Genomic DNA, 17,352 nt, shown 5'->3' with positions numbered 1-17,352 from the left:
TAGCAACGGCTAAACCTGCGCAGCAAATCTGCAAAGGACCGTCATGCCGACCCAGAAACTCTATGCCGGGGCCAAACTGCGCGAACTGCGCAGCAGAATGTCACTAACGCAAAAATCCTTCGCCGAAAAACTGGGGGTTTCGCTGCCCTACCTGAACCAGATGGAGAACAATAACCGCCCGATTTCCACATCGGTCGTGCTCGGCCTCGCACAGGAATTCGGGTTCGACGTCACCGAACTGCAATCCGGCGACGAGGCACGGTTGGTCAGCGACATGCGCGAGGCTTTGGCCGATCCGGTCTTCACCGGTCCGGCCCCCGGCCTCGCCGACCTGCGTTTAGCGGCCTCTAACGCGCCCACTCTCGCCCGCGCCTTCCTCGACTTGCATGCCGCCTACCGGCAAAACCACGAACGGCTCGCTTCACTTGACGAGGCACTGGGTCGCGAAGACGCCCGCATCCGCCCCAGTCCCTGGGAAGAGGTGCGGGATTTCTTCCATTACTGCGACAACTACATCGACGCCGTGGACCGCAGCGCCGAACGTTTCGCCAGCCAGCGCAAACCAGGTGAAAGCATGAGCGACGCTGCGATCCGCACACTTACCGCCCACAAGATCACGACGATCCTGTCCGACACGCCCACGATCCGGCAATTCGATCCCGAGACACGGACGCTGCACATCTCACGCCATGCAAGCCCGGCCACACAAACCTTTCAGCTGCTATTGCAAGTCGCGCTGATCACGCAAGCGCCACTGCTGACAGCCACACTCGACCTAGCGAGGTTTCAGTCAGACGAGGCCCGCAGCATCGCCGAGGTCGGCATGGCCAATTACTTCGCCGGTGCCGCATTGATGCCTTACGAGACTTTCTTGCAAGCGGCCCAAAACACCCGACACGACCTCGAAATCCTGGCCACACGCTTTGGCGCATCGCTGGAACAGGTCGCCCATCGGCTTTCGACCCTGCAAAGGCCCGGCGCCAAGGGTATCCCGTTCTTTTTCGTTCGAGTCGACCCGGCGGGCACGATCACCAAACGACATTCTGCCACGACGCTGCAATTCGCCCGCTACGGCGGGGCTTGCCCGCTCTGGAACGTACACCGGGCCTTCGAAACACCGGGGCGGTTCCTGCGCCAACTGGCCGAAACCCCCGACGGGGTACGCTACTTCTGCCTCGCCCGCGATGTCAGCAAATCGGGTGGAGCGTACAGCCTGCCGGTCAGGCGCTATGCCATCGGCCTAGGGTGCGAGGTGAAACATGCACCCGCGCTTGTCTACGCCGATCACATGGATATCAACGCAACCTCGGCCTATGCACCTATCGGGATATCTTGCCGGATCTGCGAACGGCGGAACTGCCACCAACGTTCGGTGCCGCCGCTGGAACGGCACCTGCGCGTCGATCCGAACAAACGTGGTATCCTGCCCTATCAACTGGACGATTGACGTGGGATCGCCAGAAAAGCATCCATCTCTGCCCGCGCGGCTGCCTGATCACGCCTGCTGCGCGCGCAAAGGATGTCGTTTCTCGACCCGCTTTGCTCGGCCGCGCGCCGCGCCTTTCCGGCTGCATGACACCGATAAAGAAGCCGCGCGAAGTCCACATCCCGTTCCTCCGCATGCGCATTCCCCGCGGTGGGCGCACACGGCACAATCGCCAAATCCGTCAAGCTGAATTCTCCAGTCACGTGCGGGCTTTCCCCGCCAACACCCGCACCGATGCGATTTCAAGCGATCAGGCATTAATAAAGGGTTAACCAAAGGGAAGTTGACCTTAGGTCATCCAGACAAACAGCAGTAACCTATCGCTGTGTGGTCGCCCAATCGGGGTGAATCCAGGGCTGATCATCGATCGGAGGCAGCGGATGCCGCCGCAGAATGTGATCGGCCATCTTCTCGCCCACCATGATTGACGGCGCATTGGTATTTCCGTTGGTCACACGCGGAAAGATCGAACTGTCCGCCACCCGCAGGTGATCCACCCCAATCACCGCGCCATGCGGGTCAACCACGGCCATCGGATCATCACGTCGCCCCATCCGGCAGGTGCCGCAAGGATGATAGGCACTTTCCACATGTTCGCGGATGAAATCATCCAACGCCTCATCGCTTTGCGCATCATCACCCGGCTGAATCTCGTGCCCGCGGAACGGGGCAAACGCCTCTTGCGCGAAAATCTCGCGGGTCAGCCGGATGCATTGCCGGAAATCAACCCAATCCTGCGGGTCGGACATGTAGTTGAACAGAATACGCGGGTTTTCCTTCGGATCTGCTGATCGCAGCGTGACCTCACCGCGGGACTTCGACCGCATCGGACCCACATGCGCCTGAAAGCCGTGCCCTTCGGGCGCGACTTTCCCGTCATAGCTGACGGCGATCGGCAGAAAGTGAAACTGGATATCGGGATATTCCACCCCGGCCCGCGATCGGATGAAACCGGCACTTTCAAACTGGTTCGACGATCCCAGCCCGGTCCGCCACAGCACCCATTCTGCCCCGATCCGCGCCTTGCCGCGCAGGTTCCAATGGGAGAAGAGTGAGACAGGCTGGGTCGATGCCTGCTGGATGTACAACTCCAGATGATCCTGAAGATTTTGCCCCACACCCGGACGATCGACGACGACATCAATCCCGTGCTCGGCCAGATGCGAAGCCGGACCGATCCCCGACAACATCAACAGCTTTGGCGAATTGATCGATGAGGCCGCGATGATCACCTCGGCATTCGCGCCGATGACCTCGACCTTACTGCCGTGACTGACCTCGACACCTGCGGCCTTACCGTCCTCTATGATGATCCGACGGGCCAAAGCGCGCGTGATCTTACAATTCGGACGCTTCAACGCGGGTCGCAGATACGCGCTCGCCGCCGACCAGCGATGGCCCTTGTAGATCGTCGCATCAAATGGGCCAAAGCCCTCCTGCCGCTCCCCGTTGTAATCTGCGGTCACCGGATAACCGGCCTGCCGTCCGGCCTCGACAAAGGCACGGGTCAGCGGGTTGCGTCGCGGCCCCCGCGTGATGTGCAACGGCCCGTCCGATCCTCGCCACGATGGGTCACCGCCATGACCACCATCATCCCAGCTTTCCATCCGTTTGAAATAGGGCAGCACATCCGCATAGGCCCAGCCATCCGCCCCGCTTTCGGCCCAATGGTCGAAATCACGCGCATGACCGCGCACATAGATCATGCCATTGATCGAAGACGACCCGCCAATAACCTTCCCGCGCGGGGTTACCAGCCGACGACCACCCAGATGCGGCTCGGGTTCGGATTTCATCCCCCAATCATACATCTTCATATTCATTGGATACGACAGGGCCGCCGGCATCTGGATAAACGGCCCCCGGTCGCTGCCGCCATGTTCGATGATCAGAACCTGCTTACCCGCCTCGGCCAGACGATAGGCAATGGCGCAACCGGCAGAGCCCGCGCCGACAATCACATAATCCGCACGCATCTTAGAACGGCGCCTCCATCTCACTCATGCGGACATAGATGCTCTTGATCTGGCTATAGTGCTCAATCGCGGCCTTGGAATTTTCGCGACCCACGCCCGACAGTTTCATGCCGCCAAAGGGGGCCTCGACCGGGGCGTCGTTGTAGGAATTGATAAAGCACGTCCCCGCCTCGAACCCCGCTGCCATGCGATGCGCGCGGGTCAGATCAGACGTGAAAACACCGGCAGACAGGCCAAACTCGGTCGCATTGGCGCGGGCCAATGCCTCTTCTTCCGTCTCGAAATCCAGCACCGACATGACAGGTCCGAAAATCTCGTCCCGCGCGATGGTCATGTCATCGGTGACATTGGCGAACACAGTGGGTTCCAGAAAAGAACCCGGTCCTTCTACCCGCTTGCCACCCGTCACCAAACGGGCGCCTTCGGCGACACCTTTTTCGATGAAGCCTTCGACGATATCGCGTTGGCGCTCGGACGCCATCGGGCCGAAATTCACCTCCGGGTCCTGCGGATCGCCCATTTTCACATTGGCCAGACGGGTCACCAGCCGTTCCAGAAACGCCTCTTTGATCCCGCCTTGCACAAAGACCCGCGTCCCGTTCGAACAGACCTGTCCGGTGGAATAGAAATTCGCCATGATCGCGCCCGACACGGCATTTTCCAGATTGGCATCGTCGAAGATGACAAGCGGAGACTTTCCGCCCAGTTCCATCGTCACATGGCGCAGACCCTCTGCCGCCGCAGCATAAACTTTTCGGCCCGTCGGCACCGATCCGGTGAGCGACACCTTATCCACCCGCGGGTCACTGATCAGCGACGCCCCGACCGCACCGTAGCCTTGCACAACGTTGAACAATCCCGCAGGCAGCCCCGCCTCATGTAGGATTTCCGCAACCTTCAACGCACATAAAGGCGTCGTCTCGGAAGGCTTGAACACCATCGCATTGCCACAAGCCAATGCCGGCGCGGCTTTCCAGCAGGCAATCTGCGTCGGATAGTTCCAGGCGCCGATACCGACGCAAACCCCCAAGGGCTCGCGACGGGTATATACGAAATCCCCGCCCAGCGGAATGTGTTCGCCCGTGATACTGGCCGCCAGCCCACCGAAATACTCGAGCGCATCCGCGCCTGACGTCGCATCCGCCACACTCGTTTCCTGATAAGGTTTACCGGTGTCATAGGTCTCCAGCACCGAAAGATCATGGTTGCGGTCGCGGATCATATAGGCAGCACGGCGCAACACACGACCCCGCTCTGTCGGCGACCACCCGGCCCATTCTTTCTGCGCTGCCTTCGCCGCATTCAACGCCTGATCGACAATCGCGGGCGTCGCCGCATGCAGTGTCGCGATCACCTCGCCAGTGGCCGGATAGATGACATCAATCACCTCGCCTGCTGTATCTTCGACGTATTCACCATTCACGAAATGGCTGGCAGTTGGTTGTGTTTGCATAGGTCGGGAGCCTCCGGCGGGAGTATTTTTGGCAAGATGATAAAGCTATTCCCCACGGGGAAAGCGTTGATTTTCTTCGAGAACGTTCAGGTCCATATGGTTGCGCATGTACCGCTCTGACGCCTTTTGCAGCGGCTGGTAGTCCCATGGGAAATAGCTGCCATTGCGCAGCGCTTCGTAGACGACCCAGCGGCAGGCCTGTGAATGGCGAACGGCGGCGTCGAAAGTTTCCAAGTCCCATCGCGCCTCGGATTTCGCGCGCAGGGATGCCACCGTTCCCTGATGTTCGGAAACGTCGGCGAGGTTGGTCATCTCGTGCGGATCAGCCTCAAGATCGAACAACTGATCCGGGTCCAGCGCGCAGCGGTTATACTTCCACTTGCCATAGCGTAGGGACACGAGCGGCGCATAGCTGCCCTCGGCCGCATATTCCATCGCCACCGGCGTATCGCGACCACCACTCTGCCCCAGCGGCACAAGACTTTCGCCTTCGGTCCAGGGCATGACCTCGGACATGTCCACACCCGCCAGATCACATAGGGTCGGCGTGACATCGATCGTGCTCACCGGCGCCGCGACCAAACCCGGTGCCATCCCCGGCGCCGCGATCATCAAGGGCACCCGCGACGACCCTTCATAGAAGGACATCTTGAACCACAAGCCCCGCTCGCCCAGCATATCGCCATGGTCGGACACGAACAGGATCACGGCCTCCTGCCGCGTATCCTCCAGCGTCCGCAAGACCTCCCCCACCTTGTCATCAAGGTACGAGATATTGGCAAAGTAAGCCTGCCGCGCCCGCTGGATATCCTCATCGGTGATGTTGAAATTGTCCCGATCATTCGCATCCAGAATACGCTGCGAATGGGCATCCTGATCTGCATATGGAATCGGCCCAACTTCCGGCATGAGGTGCGCACAATCCTCATACAAATCCCAATACTTCTTGCGGGCCACATACGGATCATGCGGATGGGTGAAGCTGACCGTCAGGCACCACGGGCGGTCATCATGACCACGCGACAGATCGTAAATTTTCCGCGTCGCGTGATAAGCGACCTCGTCATCATACTCCATCTGATTTGTGATCTCGGCCACACCTGCCCCCGTGACCGAACCCATATTGTGATACCACCAATCAATCCGCTCACCGGGTTTGCGATAATCCGGTGTCCAGCCGAAATCGGGTGGATAGATATCGGTCGTCAGCCGCTCTTCGAACCCGTGCAACTGATCAGGACCGACGAAATGCATCTTGCCCGACAGACATGTCTGATAACCCGCACGGCGCAGATGGTGGGCATAGGTCGGGATGGAGGACGCAAACTCTGCCGCATTGTCATAAACCCCCGTGCGGGAGGGCAACTGACCCGACATGAAAGACGCCCGCGCCGGGGCACACAAGGGGGACGCTGTGTAGGTGTTCGCAAACCGCGTCGACCGCGCCGCCAAAGCCTTGAGGTGCGGCGCATGAAGCCAATCAACCGGGCCATCCGGGAACAACGTGCCGTTCAACTGGTCCACCATGATGATCAGGATATTCGGCTTGGTCATTGCGCCCCCGCTTTCAATTCCGCTTTCAACGACGCCAGAACGTGGGCGGCGGCGTCATCCGACCCCACACCCGTCAAGGCCTGCCGCAGATACAGCCCATCGATCAGCCCCGCGACCCGTATAGCCACATCCACCGCCCGCGCACCCACCAAAGGTCGCAAATCATGCACCAGATTGCTGTGCAAACGGCGCTGATAAATCCGCAAAAGCTGATCGGCATCAGCAGATGTCTGCGCCAAAACATAGAAATTCAGCCAGACGGCAATGACCTCGGGCCGAAAATTGGACGAGGTAAAGCTGGTTTGCACAATCGCCTCCAGCCGCGCGCGATGACCGGATGCCCGGCCTAAAGCCCCCAAAACCTCAGCCTTATACAGCGACAACGTATGCCGCATCGCCGCCAGAAATATCTGCTCTTTCCCGCCAAAATAGTGATGCGCCAGCGCCGACGACATCCCCGCCCGCTTGGCGATCTTCCCCACGGTCACGTCCAACGACCCGACGGCCCCGATCTCGTCAATCGTGGCTTTAACTAATGCGGCACGGCGGATAGGTTCCATTCCAAGCTTTGGCATCGCATCCTCGCGAAAAAACATGCCTCAGCACATAGATCGTTCTTTATTGACTCGTCAATCAAGAAAAAACTGGGAGAAAACGATGACATTGAAATCAACCATTTCGGCCTTGGCGATCTGCGCCGCTGCCCCCGCTGTCGCTGACTGTAGCGCGGTGCGGTTTTCGGATGTAGGCTGGACCGATATCACCGCGACGACGGCGGCGACATCCATCGTGCTTGAAGCGCTGGGTTACGACACCTCGACCGATATTCTGTCGGTGCCAGTCACTTACGCCTCCATGGCGCAAGGCGATATCGACGTATTCCTCGGCAACTGGATGCCGACCATGGAAGGCGACATCGCGACCTATCGCGAAGCGGGCACCGTCGACACAGTCCGCACGAACCTTGAAGGCGCGAAATACACGCTCGCGACCAACGCTGCCGGTGTGGCAGCGGGCATCACCGATTTCGCCTCTATCGCGCAGGCCAAAGACGCGCTCGACGGTCAAATCTATGGGATCGAGGCCGGCAATGACGGCAACCGCCTGATCATCGACATGATTGAGGCCAACGCCTTTGACCTCGAAGGGTTCGAGGTTGTCGAGAGCTCTGAACAAGGGATGCTCGCACAGGTCGAACGGGCCGATGACCGGGACGAACCCATCGTGTTCCTTGGATGGGAACCGCACCCGATGAACGCCAATTTCGAAATGACCTATTTGCCGGGCGGTGATGACTTCTTCGGCCCCGACCTTGGCGGCGCGACAGTCGCAACAAACACCCGCGCCGGTTACGTCGATGAGTGCCCAAATGTCGGCCAACTGCTGCAGAATCTGGAATTCACGCTCGCCATGGAAAACGAGATCATGGGCGCGATCCTCAATGACGGCGAGGACCCGGAAGATGCCGCCAAAGCATGGCTCGCCGCGAACCCCGACACATGGCAGCCATGGCTCGAAGGCGTGACGACCGAAGATGGCGGTGACGCTGTCGCAGCTGTCAGCACTGCCCTCGAAGGTTGAACCCTAGACCAAAGACCCAGACCGCCTTAACCGGCGGTCTGCGGCATCGCCGCATCGTCCAGTTCATTGGCCCGCATCGCAGCGGGACGTGCCGTCAGACGCGCGACATATTCCTTGAATCCCGGGCGGTTATCCATCGTGCCGAAACCCAGCCCCCAGGAAATCTGCGATCCGACATAAAGATCGGCCATCGTAAAGCTGTCGCCGACCAGAAACTCCCGGTCTTTCACAGCACCCTCCAGCGTATTCATGACGTGATCGAACGCGCCATAGCCCATCTGCTGTTCTTTCCCGGCCGTATCAAAGCCCATCGCGTGGTTCGTCACGGCGGCCTCCACAGGTCCGGCACCATAGAACAGCCAGCGATAATAGGATCCGCGCAGATCACCGCCGACGGGCGGCGCAAGACCCGCATCAGGAAAAGCATCCGCCAGATAGGCACAGATCGCCGCGCATTCAGTGACGACCGTCTGACCATGCGTCAGCGTCGGCACCTTGCCCATCGGATTGACGTTCAGATAATCGGGTGCCTTGATCGTCGTTCCGAACTCCAGCAGCACCGTTTCATAGGGCTGTCCGATTTCCTCCATCGCCCATCGGGCGATCCGCCCGCGCGACATCGGGTTGGTGTAAAGCGTCAGGTCAGCCATCGTACGATCCCTCCAGAAATGAACAGATATCAAAGAGTGTAGATTATGGACTGGCTCACCGAAAACAAAATCCCCATCGGCGATTGGTCCGAAACGGCCGTCGACTGGCTCAAGGACAATGGCCGCCCGTTCTTCGACGCGCTCAGCGATGGGCTGGATGCAATGATCGACACAATCGTCTGGGCGCTGCAAACGCCACCCGAGTGGGTCGTCGTCATAGCCTTTGTAGCACTCACATGGTTCTTGCAGAAGTCGTGGAAAATCTGCGTTCTGGTCCTCGTTTGCCTGCTTTTCGTGATTAACCAGGATTATTGGGAAGAAACGACAGACAGCCTCGCCCTCGTCCTCTCCTCTTGCCTCGTCTGCATGGGGCTCGGCGTGCCCATCGGCATCTTCCTCGCCCACCGGCCCAAGGCGTACCAAGCCGTCAGCCCGATCCTCGACCTGATGCAGACGCTGCCCGCCTTCGTCTACCTGATCCCCGCCATCGTGTTCTTCGGCCTCGGTATGGTCCCCGGACTATTCGCGACGGTCATCTTCGTCCTGCCCGCGCCGATCCGGCTCACCTATCTGGGCGTATCGAAAACGCCAACCCCGCTTCTTGAAGCCGCCGAAGCCTTTGGCGCGACCCCTTCCCAACGCCTGTGGAAAGTCGAACTCCCCTACGCTTTCCCCCAGATCATGGCGGGCCTGAACCAGGTCATCATGCTGTCGCTCTCTATGGTCGTCATCTCGGCCTATGTCGGCGCGAACGGCCTTGGCAAACCAGTGGTCCAAGCGCTCGGACGAAACGACCCAGGGCTCGGGTTTGAATCCGGCCTCGCCATCGTCGCCGTCGCCATCATGCTGGACCGTATGCTGCGGGTGAACAAATGAACGCTGTTGAGTTTGATAACGTCTCCATCGTCTTCGGGGACAAACCGCAAACCGCCTTGCCCCTCATGGATGAAGGGCTGGAGCGGCCCGAGATCAGCGAGAAGACCAACCAGATCCTCGGCGTCCACAACTGCTCACTCGACGTGCAGGCTGGCGAAATCCTCGTCCTCATGGGCCTATCGGGCTCTGGCAAATCGACACTTCTGCGCGCCGTCAACGGCCTGAACCCGGTGATCCGGGGCGAAGTCCGCATCCACGACGGCGACTGGTCCTGCAGCGTCGGCTCCGCCTCCGCCAGCGACCTTCGCCGCGTTAGACGCGAATGCGTCTCGATGGTTTTCCAGCAATTCGGCCTGCTGCCATGGCGGACAGTGAGGGACAATGTGGGGCTCGGCCTCGAACTCTCTGGCCTCAGTAAAAAGGAACGGCTCAAACGGGTCGACGAAGAACTCGGCCTCGTCGGCCTCGCCGACCGGGCCGATGCGCTGGTCGGCGAACTCTCCGGCGGCATGCAACAGCGGGTCGGCCTCGCCCGCGCCTTCACTACCAACGCGCCGATCCTCTTGATGGACGAACCCTTCTCCGCGCTCGACCCGCTCATCCGCACCAAACTGCAGGACGAACTGCTCGACCTGCAGCAAAAGCGGAACCGCACGATCATCTTCGTCAGCCACGACCTTGATGAGGCGTTCAAGATCGGCAACCGCATCGCGATCATGGAGGGCGGACGGATCGTCCAATGCGGCACCCCCCGCGACATCTTCACGAATCCGGTGAACGACTACGTCGCCGAATTCGTCGCCCACATGAATCCGCTGGGCGTGCTGACGGCGCGGGATGTCATGACCGACGGGGTGGCAAACGGCCCAAGCATCGATGTAGAAACCCCGGTGCAGGAGATCATCGAACAGATCGAAACGACGGCGCTGTCAGTGACAGAGAATGGGGAGCCGGTGGGTCAGGTCACGCAGACATCACTGCTGGCACGACTGACGCCGAAATGAGTCTTCGCGCGCGTTGCAAAATTGTGTATCTCAATTAGCCGCTTAAGTCATCGCCTCGTCACGATTAGCTTGGTAAAGAGGGGTATTATCTTCGAAAGCAACCAACTCTTTATCTGCAAGCTCCAGTATTTCTCTGACGAAAGCGACGTCCAAACTCGCCGAAAAGATGCTCAACTTGAGTTTTTTTGTCGTGTCAAAACGTTCGACTGCAGCAACACAATTCCCAGCTTCATTCAACACTTCGACACTCAAAGAGTCATTAATGACGTTGCTTGCAACTTGAAATCTATACTTAAGCATGTGCCTCCCCCCGCCGTGCCACAGCCTCCCTCCACGTAATAAAACTCACCGCCCCCATAATAATCGCCCCACCCACGATCACCCACAAATCCACCGCCTCCGAGAACACAAAATACCCCAGCATCACCGCCCAGACGAGCTGCAAGAACGTGACGGGCTGCGTCACCGTCAACGGCGCCGCCGCAAAGGCCAGCGTCATCGTATAATGCCCCGCCGTCGCAAAACACGCGACCAGAAACAGCCAGCCAAGGTCCTGTAGGGTGGGTGCAACCCACACGGCCAAGGCAAACGGCGCCAACCCAATCGTCACCGTAATCGACAACATCCCCACCACGACCGCCGCCGAGACCTCCCCCGCCAACGGCTTCGCAATCAAATACCCGGCGGCAAAACCCAAAGCCGTCCCAAGCATCGCGATATGGCCCAGATCGACCTCGCGTATCCCCGGACGCAAAATGATGAACGCCCCCAACAGGGCGACTAAGACAGCGACTAACCGGCGCAACGGCAACCGTTCCCCCAAAAACAACGCCGCGCCCACCGATACGTAGATCGGCGACAGATAATTCATCGCCGTCACCTCGGCGATCGGAATGCGGGTCATGGCAAAGAACCACAGCATCACGGCAATCGTATGCGCCAGCCCGCGCCAACCGAACAGCCAGACCTGCCGCCTATTCAGCCGTGCGGCAAGGATAGGCCGGATCATCGGCACCAGAAACACCAGCCCCAGGACATACCGCAAAAACGCCGCCTGCGCGGCTGGCACATCATCGCCCACATGTTTCACAATCGCGGTCACGGCGACAAAGTTGAACCCCGTCATCACCATCCAAAAGATGCCGACAACCGGGCGTGATGCGGGGGAAACACTCATGGCCCAGCCGTGGCAGGCCAGGCCGGAAATGACAAGATCAGGTCTCTGCGAAAGCCGTCATCACCTCATCCGAAGCTTCAAAATTGGCGGTCACACGCTGCACGTCATCATCTTCTTCCAACGTATCCAGCAGCTTCATCAGCTTGGTCAGCCCGTCCAGATCCACCTCGGTCGTCATGTTCGGCTTCCAGATCAGCTTCGTCGACTCCGACTCGCCCAGTTCCGCCTCAAGCGCATTGGACACATCATTCAGATCGGTATCGGCGCAGATGATCACATGACCATCCTCATCGCTCTGCACATCCTCGGCGCCTGCTTCAATCGCCGCCATCATGACGGTATCAGCGTCAGCGACATCAGCCGGATAAACCACCTCACCCTTACGGTCGAACATGAAGCCAACCGACCCGGTCTCCCCCAAATTCCCGCCATTTTTCGAAAAGGTCGAGCGCACGGTCGATGCCGTCCGGTTCCGGTTGTCCGTCATCGTCTCCACGATCACGGCCACACCATTCGGGCCATAACCCTCATAGCGAATTTCATCATAATTCTCGGCATCGCCGCCCTGCGATTTCTTGATAGCCCGCTCGATCACGTCCTTCGGGACGGATTGGCTCTTGGCCTCTTTCACGGCCAGACGCAGACGCGGGTTCTTATCCGGGTCCGGGTCGCCCATCTTCGCGGCCACTGTGATTTCCTTGGCCAGCTTGGAAAACAGCTTGGAGCGCAGCTTGTCCTGCCGCCCCTTACGATGCTGAATATTTGCCCATTTGGAATGGCCCGCCATCGGAAACCTCACGTCTGTTCAGAAAATCTGCGCCTCTATATGGCAACCAAAGCACATCTCGCAACCAGCTTATCATCTTGCCAAAAATACTCCCGCCGGAGGCATCCGCCCTTTCAACTCAAAGCGGCCAGATGATCGGAATCACAAACGACGCAATCGGCGCCAGCGACAGGTTCAACGGAATGCCGAATTTCAGGAAATCCGCAAACCGGTACCCCCCCGGGCCATAAACCAGCGTATTCGTCTGATACCCGATCGGCGTCGCAAAACTCGCGCTCGCCGCGATCATCACCGCGACAACCAACGGACGGGGATCAACGCCCAAGGCACTGGCCAAGCCAATCGCAATCGGCGTCATCACGACCGCCACGGCGTTGTTGGACACCAGCTCCGTCAACACACTCGATAGCAGATAGACCGAAAGCACGACAAAGAACGACGGCAGCACCATCATCACCGGCGAAATCGTATCGGCGATCAACGCGACCGCCCCCGACGATTGAAGGGCCGACCCGACGCCCAGCATCGCAAAGATCAACGCAAGCAGCCGACCGTCGATATGCGAAAACGCCTCTTCCGCATCGATGCAGCCCGTCATCAGCACGGTGGTCACGCCCACCATGGCCAGCAACAGGATCGGGGCCACACCCAGCGCCGCCAAAATCACAACGGCGCCAAGCACACCAATCGCGATCGGCGCATGACCCCGGCGATAGGCCCGTTCCGACGGCAGCGACACGTCGCCCAGGTTCATATCCTCCGCCAGCCGCTGAATGTCCTCCGGCGCGCCCTCCAACAGCAGCGTATCACCCACGCGGACAACGATATCATCCATCTGCTGGGCGATGTTGGTATCTCGCCGATGTACGGCCAATGTATAGACGGCATAACGCCTGCGCAGCCGCAGCATCCCCAACCGGCGACCCACCATCCGGCAGTTGGGCGTAATCAGGACCTCGACCGTTGTCGTTTCGACGGCTGAGACCTGATCGACACGCCGCAACTCCTTATTCGCCTGCAACGACAAAAGCTCGGTCATCGCCGTGCGCAGCACCACACGATCACCCACCTGCAGTTCCACGCCTTTCAAATTCCGGCGCAGCGACCTATCCCCCCGGATCACGTCGATCAGCCGCACCCCTTCGCGCTTGAACAGCTGCACGCCTGTGACCTCACGCCCGATCAGGTTGCTGTCGGGCGGAATGACCGCCTCGGAAAAGAACTTCTTCTTCGACGGGTCCGACAGCATGACGCCCATGCTCTGACGGTCCGGCAACAGGCGGGGGGCCATGAAGTAGAGATAGGTAAAGGTCCATGCCACGACGACGATCCCTACGGGGAAAATCTCCAAAATCCCGAATGGCTCCATCCCCGACGCCCGGGCCACACCATCGACCAGCAGGTTCGTCGACGTGCCCAGCAAGGTCATCGTCCCACCAACGATCGCAGCATAACTGAGCGGGATCAGCAGCTTAGAGGCCGACGTGCCCAAGGTCCGCGCCAGCTGGATGAACACGGGGATCATCACGACGACCAGCGGTGTATTGTTCATGATCGCACTGGCAAAGGCGACAAAGACGAGGCCGCCGCCAATCGCGCGCGCCGGGCTCTTCCGCGCTTGCCGTTGCGCCAGCCGCGTCATCGTATCCAGCGCCCCGGTGCGGACCAGGGCGCCCACGATGATGAACATCGCCGCAATCGTCCACGGCGCCGGATTGGCCAGCACCATCACGGCGTCTTCGTAAGGCAGCACCCCCGTGACCAACAGGATCGACAGACCGATCATCGCGACCACTTCGGTCGGAAATGCCTCACGCAGGAACATCAGGAACATGATGACGACGACGGTCATCGTCAGAAACGCAGCCTGCATGTCGGTCAACTGAAAAAATTCGCTCATAGGGACCAGTGTCGCGAAGGTTGCACGCGACGACAAGCCATCATGATGGTCCCGCCGCCGTCAATCGCCCGCCCTCGCGCACCATCTCGACCCTGACAGCCTTGCCCGTGCGGTCGTCGGTTTCCACATAAAGCCCCGATAACGTCGCCTCGTCCAACGCAGGGGTAAACCGCGCCTTGGGCATCCCCGTCACGAACCGGCGCATGGGCTCGGCCTTCTCCATCCCGATGACCGAATTGTAATCTCCACACATCCCCGCATCCGTCAGGTAAGCCGTCCCACCTGGCAAGATCATCGCATCCGCGGTCGGCACATGCGTATGCGTCCCGACAACGACACTCGCCCGGCCGTCACAAAAATGACCCGTGGCCATTTTCTCCGACGTCGCCTCGCAATGGATGTCGATGAGCGAGGCCTGCACCTGCCCGCCCATCGGGTATTGGCGCAGCACCGCATCCAAAACCGAAAACGGGTCGTCGAACGGGCGCTTCATAAAGACCTGTCCCAGCACCTGCGCGACCAGCACCTTACGGCCACCGGGTGCCGTAAACACCCGCGCGCCCTGCCCCGGCGCGGCCTTGGAATAGTTCAAAGGCCGGATGACCCGCGGCTCCTGCCCGATAAAGGTCAGCATATCCTTCTGGTCAAAGGCATGATCACCCAGGGTGATCACATCCGCCCCGGCCTCCAGCAGCGCTTTCGCGTGATCTCCGGACAGACCCATGCCAGAGGTCGCATTCTCGCCATTGACCACGACAAAATCCAGCCGCCAGTCTTTCCGCAACCGCGGCAAATGGGCCTGCACGGCGCTCCGCCCCGCACGGCCCATCACATCACCAAGAAAGAGAATTTTCATGGATAACCCCTAAGCAGCAGACAGAAAATCTTCCAGAAGATTTTTGACCCACCAGATTTTTCGTCACGAAAAATCTGCGGCGACACCGGTCTCGGTCACGATCATATCCAGCGGTTGATCCGTCGGCTCCAACGGCAAATCCGGATCCTCCTGCGCGCCATAGGCAAATCCGATCGCCAAGGTCGGACGCGCCGTGCGCAGCCCTTCCAGGGTCCGGTCATAAAAGCCACCACCATAGCCCAGACGCCCGCCCGACCGGGTAAAGGCCACCAGCGGCACAACGACGATCTCTGGCACCATCCAGTCACCCACCTCCGGGATCATCGCCCCGAATTCACCTTTGATCATCGGCACACCCGGCTCCCACACCCGAAACCGCAAAGGCTGCCCGGCGCCAATAATCACCGGCATGCCCACCGGCCCATGAGCGGCGGCCTCTTCCATCGCCGCCAGCGGATCGATCTCGGTCCGCATCGCCATGTATCCGGCCAGCCGCACACCGCGATACCCGGCCAGCACCTCGCTCAAGTACCCCGCATTCCCGATGCCCGCGTCATGCGCCACCTTGCGTCGGGCAAAAGCCGCCCTTCGCGCCGCCGATTTGTCCATCACAGCAGCCACGCTGCCGCCAATCCAAGAAAGGCAAAGAAACCGACGACATCCGTCACCGTCGTCACAAACGCGCCCGAGGCCAGCGCCGGGTCGATCTTCAACCGGTCCAGCGCAATCGGGATCACCGTGCCCGCCAGCCCTGCGACCACCAGATTGACGACCATGGCAACGGCAATCACCACACCCAGCATCGGTGATCCAAACCAGATCACACCGATCACACCCATCACCACGGCAAAGATCACCCCGTTGATCAGGCCAACCAGCACCTCGCGCCGGATCACGCGCCACACATTCGACCCGGTCAGGTCGCGCGTCGCCAGCGCCCGCACGGCGACGGTCAGCGATTGCGTCCCCGCATTTCCCCCCATCGACGCCACGATAGGCATCAGCACGGCCAGGGCGACCAACCCCGCAATCGTCTCTTCAAACATGGCGATCACAAGCGAGGCGAGGATCGCCGTCACCAGATTCACCGCAAGCCACGGGAACCGCTGCTTGGTCGTATTGATCACCCGGTCCGACAGGCTGCCCTCGCCCACACCGGCCAGACGCAGGATGTCTTCCTCCGCCTCTTCCTCCAGAAACATCATCGCGTCGTCGATGGTGATGACGCCGACGATCCGCTCGTCGTCATCGACCACCGGCGCGGTGATCATGTGATAGTGGTTGATGGCTTGCGCCACCTCTTCCACGTCCTGCGCGACGTGGAAGGTGCGGAACGTGTCCTCCGTCAAATCCCGCAAAGGCGTCTTGCGCGGATTGCTGAGAATCCGGCCCAGCGTGACATAGCCCACAGCCTTCAGCCGTGGATCGACCAGAATGATGTGATAAAACTGATCCGGCAGAACGACGTCCGAGCGCATGTAATCGATCGCCTCGCCCACAGTCCAATGCTCGGGCGCGCGGACCAATTCGGATTGCATGTGGCGACCGGCGGACTCTTCGGGGTAGGACAGCGCCTGCTCGACGACCACCCGGTCGGTCGCGTCCAACGCACCCAGAACCGCCTCTTGCTGCGCGTCATCCAGATACTCGACCAGATCGACAACATCGTCACTTTCCAGATCACGCACGGCCTCGGCCAGTTCGGCAGGTTCAAGCTGCTCGATGACCTCTTCGCGCAGGCTCTCGTCCAGTTCGGACAGAACGTCGCCTTCAAGACCCCCCGACCACAGCGACAGCACGTCGGGGCGGTACTTCCCGTCGATCTGTTCCAGCAAATGTGCGACATCAGCCGGATGCAGCGGGTCCAGCAACGCATCCATCGTCTCGGTATCGCGGGCCTTGACCGCGTCCATGACACCGGCCAACAGCTTGTCGGTGACACCGAAGGCACCGTCTGAATGTTCGTCGTGATGCTCTGTCATAACGCCCCTCTTTGCCGCCGCAACATAGCCGCTGGGTTCGCACAGACAACGGCATTTCTGCGATTTACGC

The 17,352-nt window shown here is 60.0% G+C and carries 16 protein-coding genes; 4 read left to right on the top strand and 12 right to left on the bottom strand.

The features are described 5' to 3' along the window. Positions 1-43 precede the first annotated feature (43 nt). Positions 44-1,447 carry a helix-turn-helix domain-containing protein gene (locus V8J85_RS00820; RefSeq protein WP_339951260.1) on the top strand — a complete coding sequence of 468 codons (1,404 nt, stop codon included), beginning with the start codon at positions 44-46 and terminating at the stop codon, positions 1,445-1,447. Between the two features lie 356 nt (positions 1,448-1,803). Here the strand turns inward: V8J85_RS00820 and betA are convergent, their stop codons facing one another. From betA to betI, 4 genes are read right to left on the bottom strand one after another with little or no spacing between them, the layout of a single operon-like run. Further along, a complete protein-coding gene (betA, locus tag V8J85_RS00815; RefSeq protein WP_339951258.1) occupies positions 1,804-3,462 on the bottom strand; it encodes a choline dehydrogenase in 1,659 nt (552 codons plus the stop codon). Between the two features lies 1 nt (position 3,463). Beyond that, entirely contained in the window at positions 3,464-4,915 is a 1,452-nt protein-coding gene (gene betB / locus V8J85_RS00810) for a betaine-aldehyde dehydrogenase (RefSeq protein WP_339951256.1), read from the bottom strand. A gap of 45 nt (positions 4,916-4,960) precedes the next feature. Further along, positions 4,961-6,469, bottom strand: coding sequence for a choline-sulfatase (betC, locus tag V8J85_RS00805; RefSeq protein WP_339951254.1), 1,509 nt, complete (start codon positions 6,467-6,469; stop codon positions 4,961-4,963). After that, positions 6,466-7,044, bottom strand: a complete 579-nt coding sequence (betI, locus tag V8J85_RS00800) for a choline-binding transcriptional repressor BetI (protein WP_339951252.1) — start codon at positions 7,042-7,044, stop codon at positions 6,466-6,468. The genes betC and betI overlap by 4 nt, the downstream gene beginning before the upstream one ends. Before the next feature lie 82 nt (positions 7,045-7,126). On the opposite strand from betI, the gene choX reads away from it, so the two are divergent. Further along, entirely contained in the window at positions 7,127-8,050 is a 924-nt protein-coding gene (gene choX, locus V8J85_RS00795) for a choline ABC transporter substrate-binding protein (protein ID WP_339951250.1), read from the top strand. A 26-nt stretch (positions 8,051-8,076) separates the two neighbouring features. On the opposite strand, the gene V8J85_RS00790 is transcribed toward choX, so the two are convergent. Continuing rightward, positions 8,077-8,700 carry a glutathione S-transferase family protein gene (locus tag V8J85_RS00790; protein WP_339951248.1) on the bottom strand — a complete coding sequence of 208 codons (624 nt, stop codon included), beginning with the start codon at positions 8,698-8,700 and terminating at the stop codon, positions 8,077-8,079. Positions 8,701-8,745: 45 nt separating this feature from the next. On the opposite strand from V8J85_RS00790, the gene choW reads away from it, so the two are divergent. Further along, complete coding sequence (choW, locus tag V8J85_RS00785; RefSeq protein ID WP_339951246.1) at positions 8,746-9,576, top strand: choline ABC transporter permease subunit; 831 nt, start codon at positions 8,746-8,748, stop codon at positions 9,574-9,576. After that, positions 9,573-10,580 carry a choline ABC transporter ATP-binding protein gene (choV, locus tag V8J85_RS00780; protein WP_339951244.1) on the top strand — a complete coding sequence of 336 codons (1,008 nt, stop codon included), beginning with the start codon at positions 9,573-9,575 and terminating at the stop codon, positions 10,578-10,580. The genes choW and choV overlap by 4 nt, the downstream gene beginning before the upstream one ends. Before the next feature lie 42 nt (positions 10,581-10,622). Here choV and V8J85_RS00775 read toward each other — a convergent pair whose 3' ends face one another. The 7 genes from V8J85_RS00775 to mgtE form a co-directional block, all read right to left on the bottom strand. Continuing rightward, a complete protein-coding gene (locus V8J85_RS00775) occupies positions 10,623-10,880 on the bottom strand; it encodes a hypothetical protein (protein WP_339951241.1) in 258 nt (85 codons plus the stop codon). Next, positions 10,873-11,757 (bottom strand): DMT family transporter, encoded by an 885-nt coding sequence (locus tag V8J85_RS00770; protein WP_339951239.1) that lies wholly within the window; start codon positions 11,755-11,757, stop codon positions 10,873-10,875. Before V8J85_RS00770 ends, V8J85_RS00775 begins: the two co-directional genes overlap by 8 nt. A 37-nt stretch (positions 11,758-11,794) precedes the next feature. Beyond that, positions 11,795-12,544, bottom strand: coding sequence for a YebC/PmpR family DNA-binding transcriptional regulator (locus V8J85_RS00765; protein WP_339953046.1), 750 nt, complete (start codon positions 12,542-12,544; stop codon positions 11,795-11,797). Between the two features lie 118 nt (positions 12,545-12,662). After that, positions 12,663-14,444 carry an SLC13 family permease gene (locus tag V8J85_RS00760; RefSeq protein ID WP_339951237.1) on the bottom strand — a complete coding sequence of 594 codons (1,782 nt, stop codon included), beginning with the start codon at positions 14,442-14,444 and terminating at the stop codon, positions 12,663-12,665. Between the two features lie 40 nt (positions 14,445-14,484). Further along, a complete protein-coding gene (locus V8J85_RS00755) occupies positions 14,485-15,300 on the bottom strand; it encodes a TIGR00282 family metallophosphoesterase (RefSeq protein WP_339951235.1) in 816 nt (271 codons plus the stop codon). 63 nt (positions 15,301-15,363) lie between these two features. Then, positions 15,364-15,909 (bottom strand): 5-formyltetrahydrofolate cyclo-ligase, encoded by a 546-nt coding sequence (locus V8J85_RS00750; protein ID WP_339953045.1) that lies wholly within the window; start codon positions 15,907-15,909, stop codon positions 15,364-15,366. Further along, the gene (mgtE, locus tag V8J85_RS00745; protein ID WP_339951233.1) at positions 15,909-17,282 is read right to left on the bottom strand and encodes a magnesium transporter; all 1,374 of its coding nucleotides are present in this window, start codon (positions 17,280-17,282) and stop codon (positions 15,909-15,911) included. Before mgtE ends, V8J85_RS00750 begins: the two co-directional genes overlap by 1 nt. Positions 17,283-17,352: the final 70 nt, after the last annotated feature.

Origin of the sequence: Yoonia sp. 2307UL14-13, assembly GCF_037572755.1 — a bacterium.
Lineage (GTDB): Bacteria > Pseudomonadota > Alphaproteobacteria > Rhodobacterales > Rhodobacteraceae > Yoonia.
The sequence above is the reverse complement of the archived record's forward strand: the minus strand, read 5'-3'. Positions and strand labels throughout refer to the sequence as shown.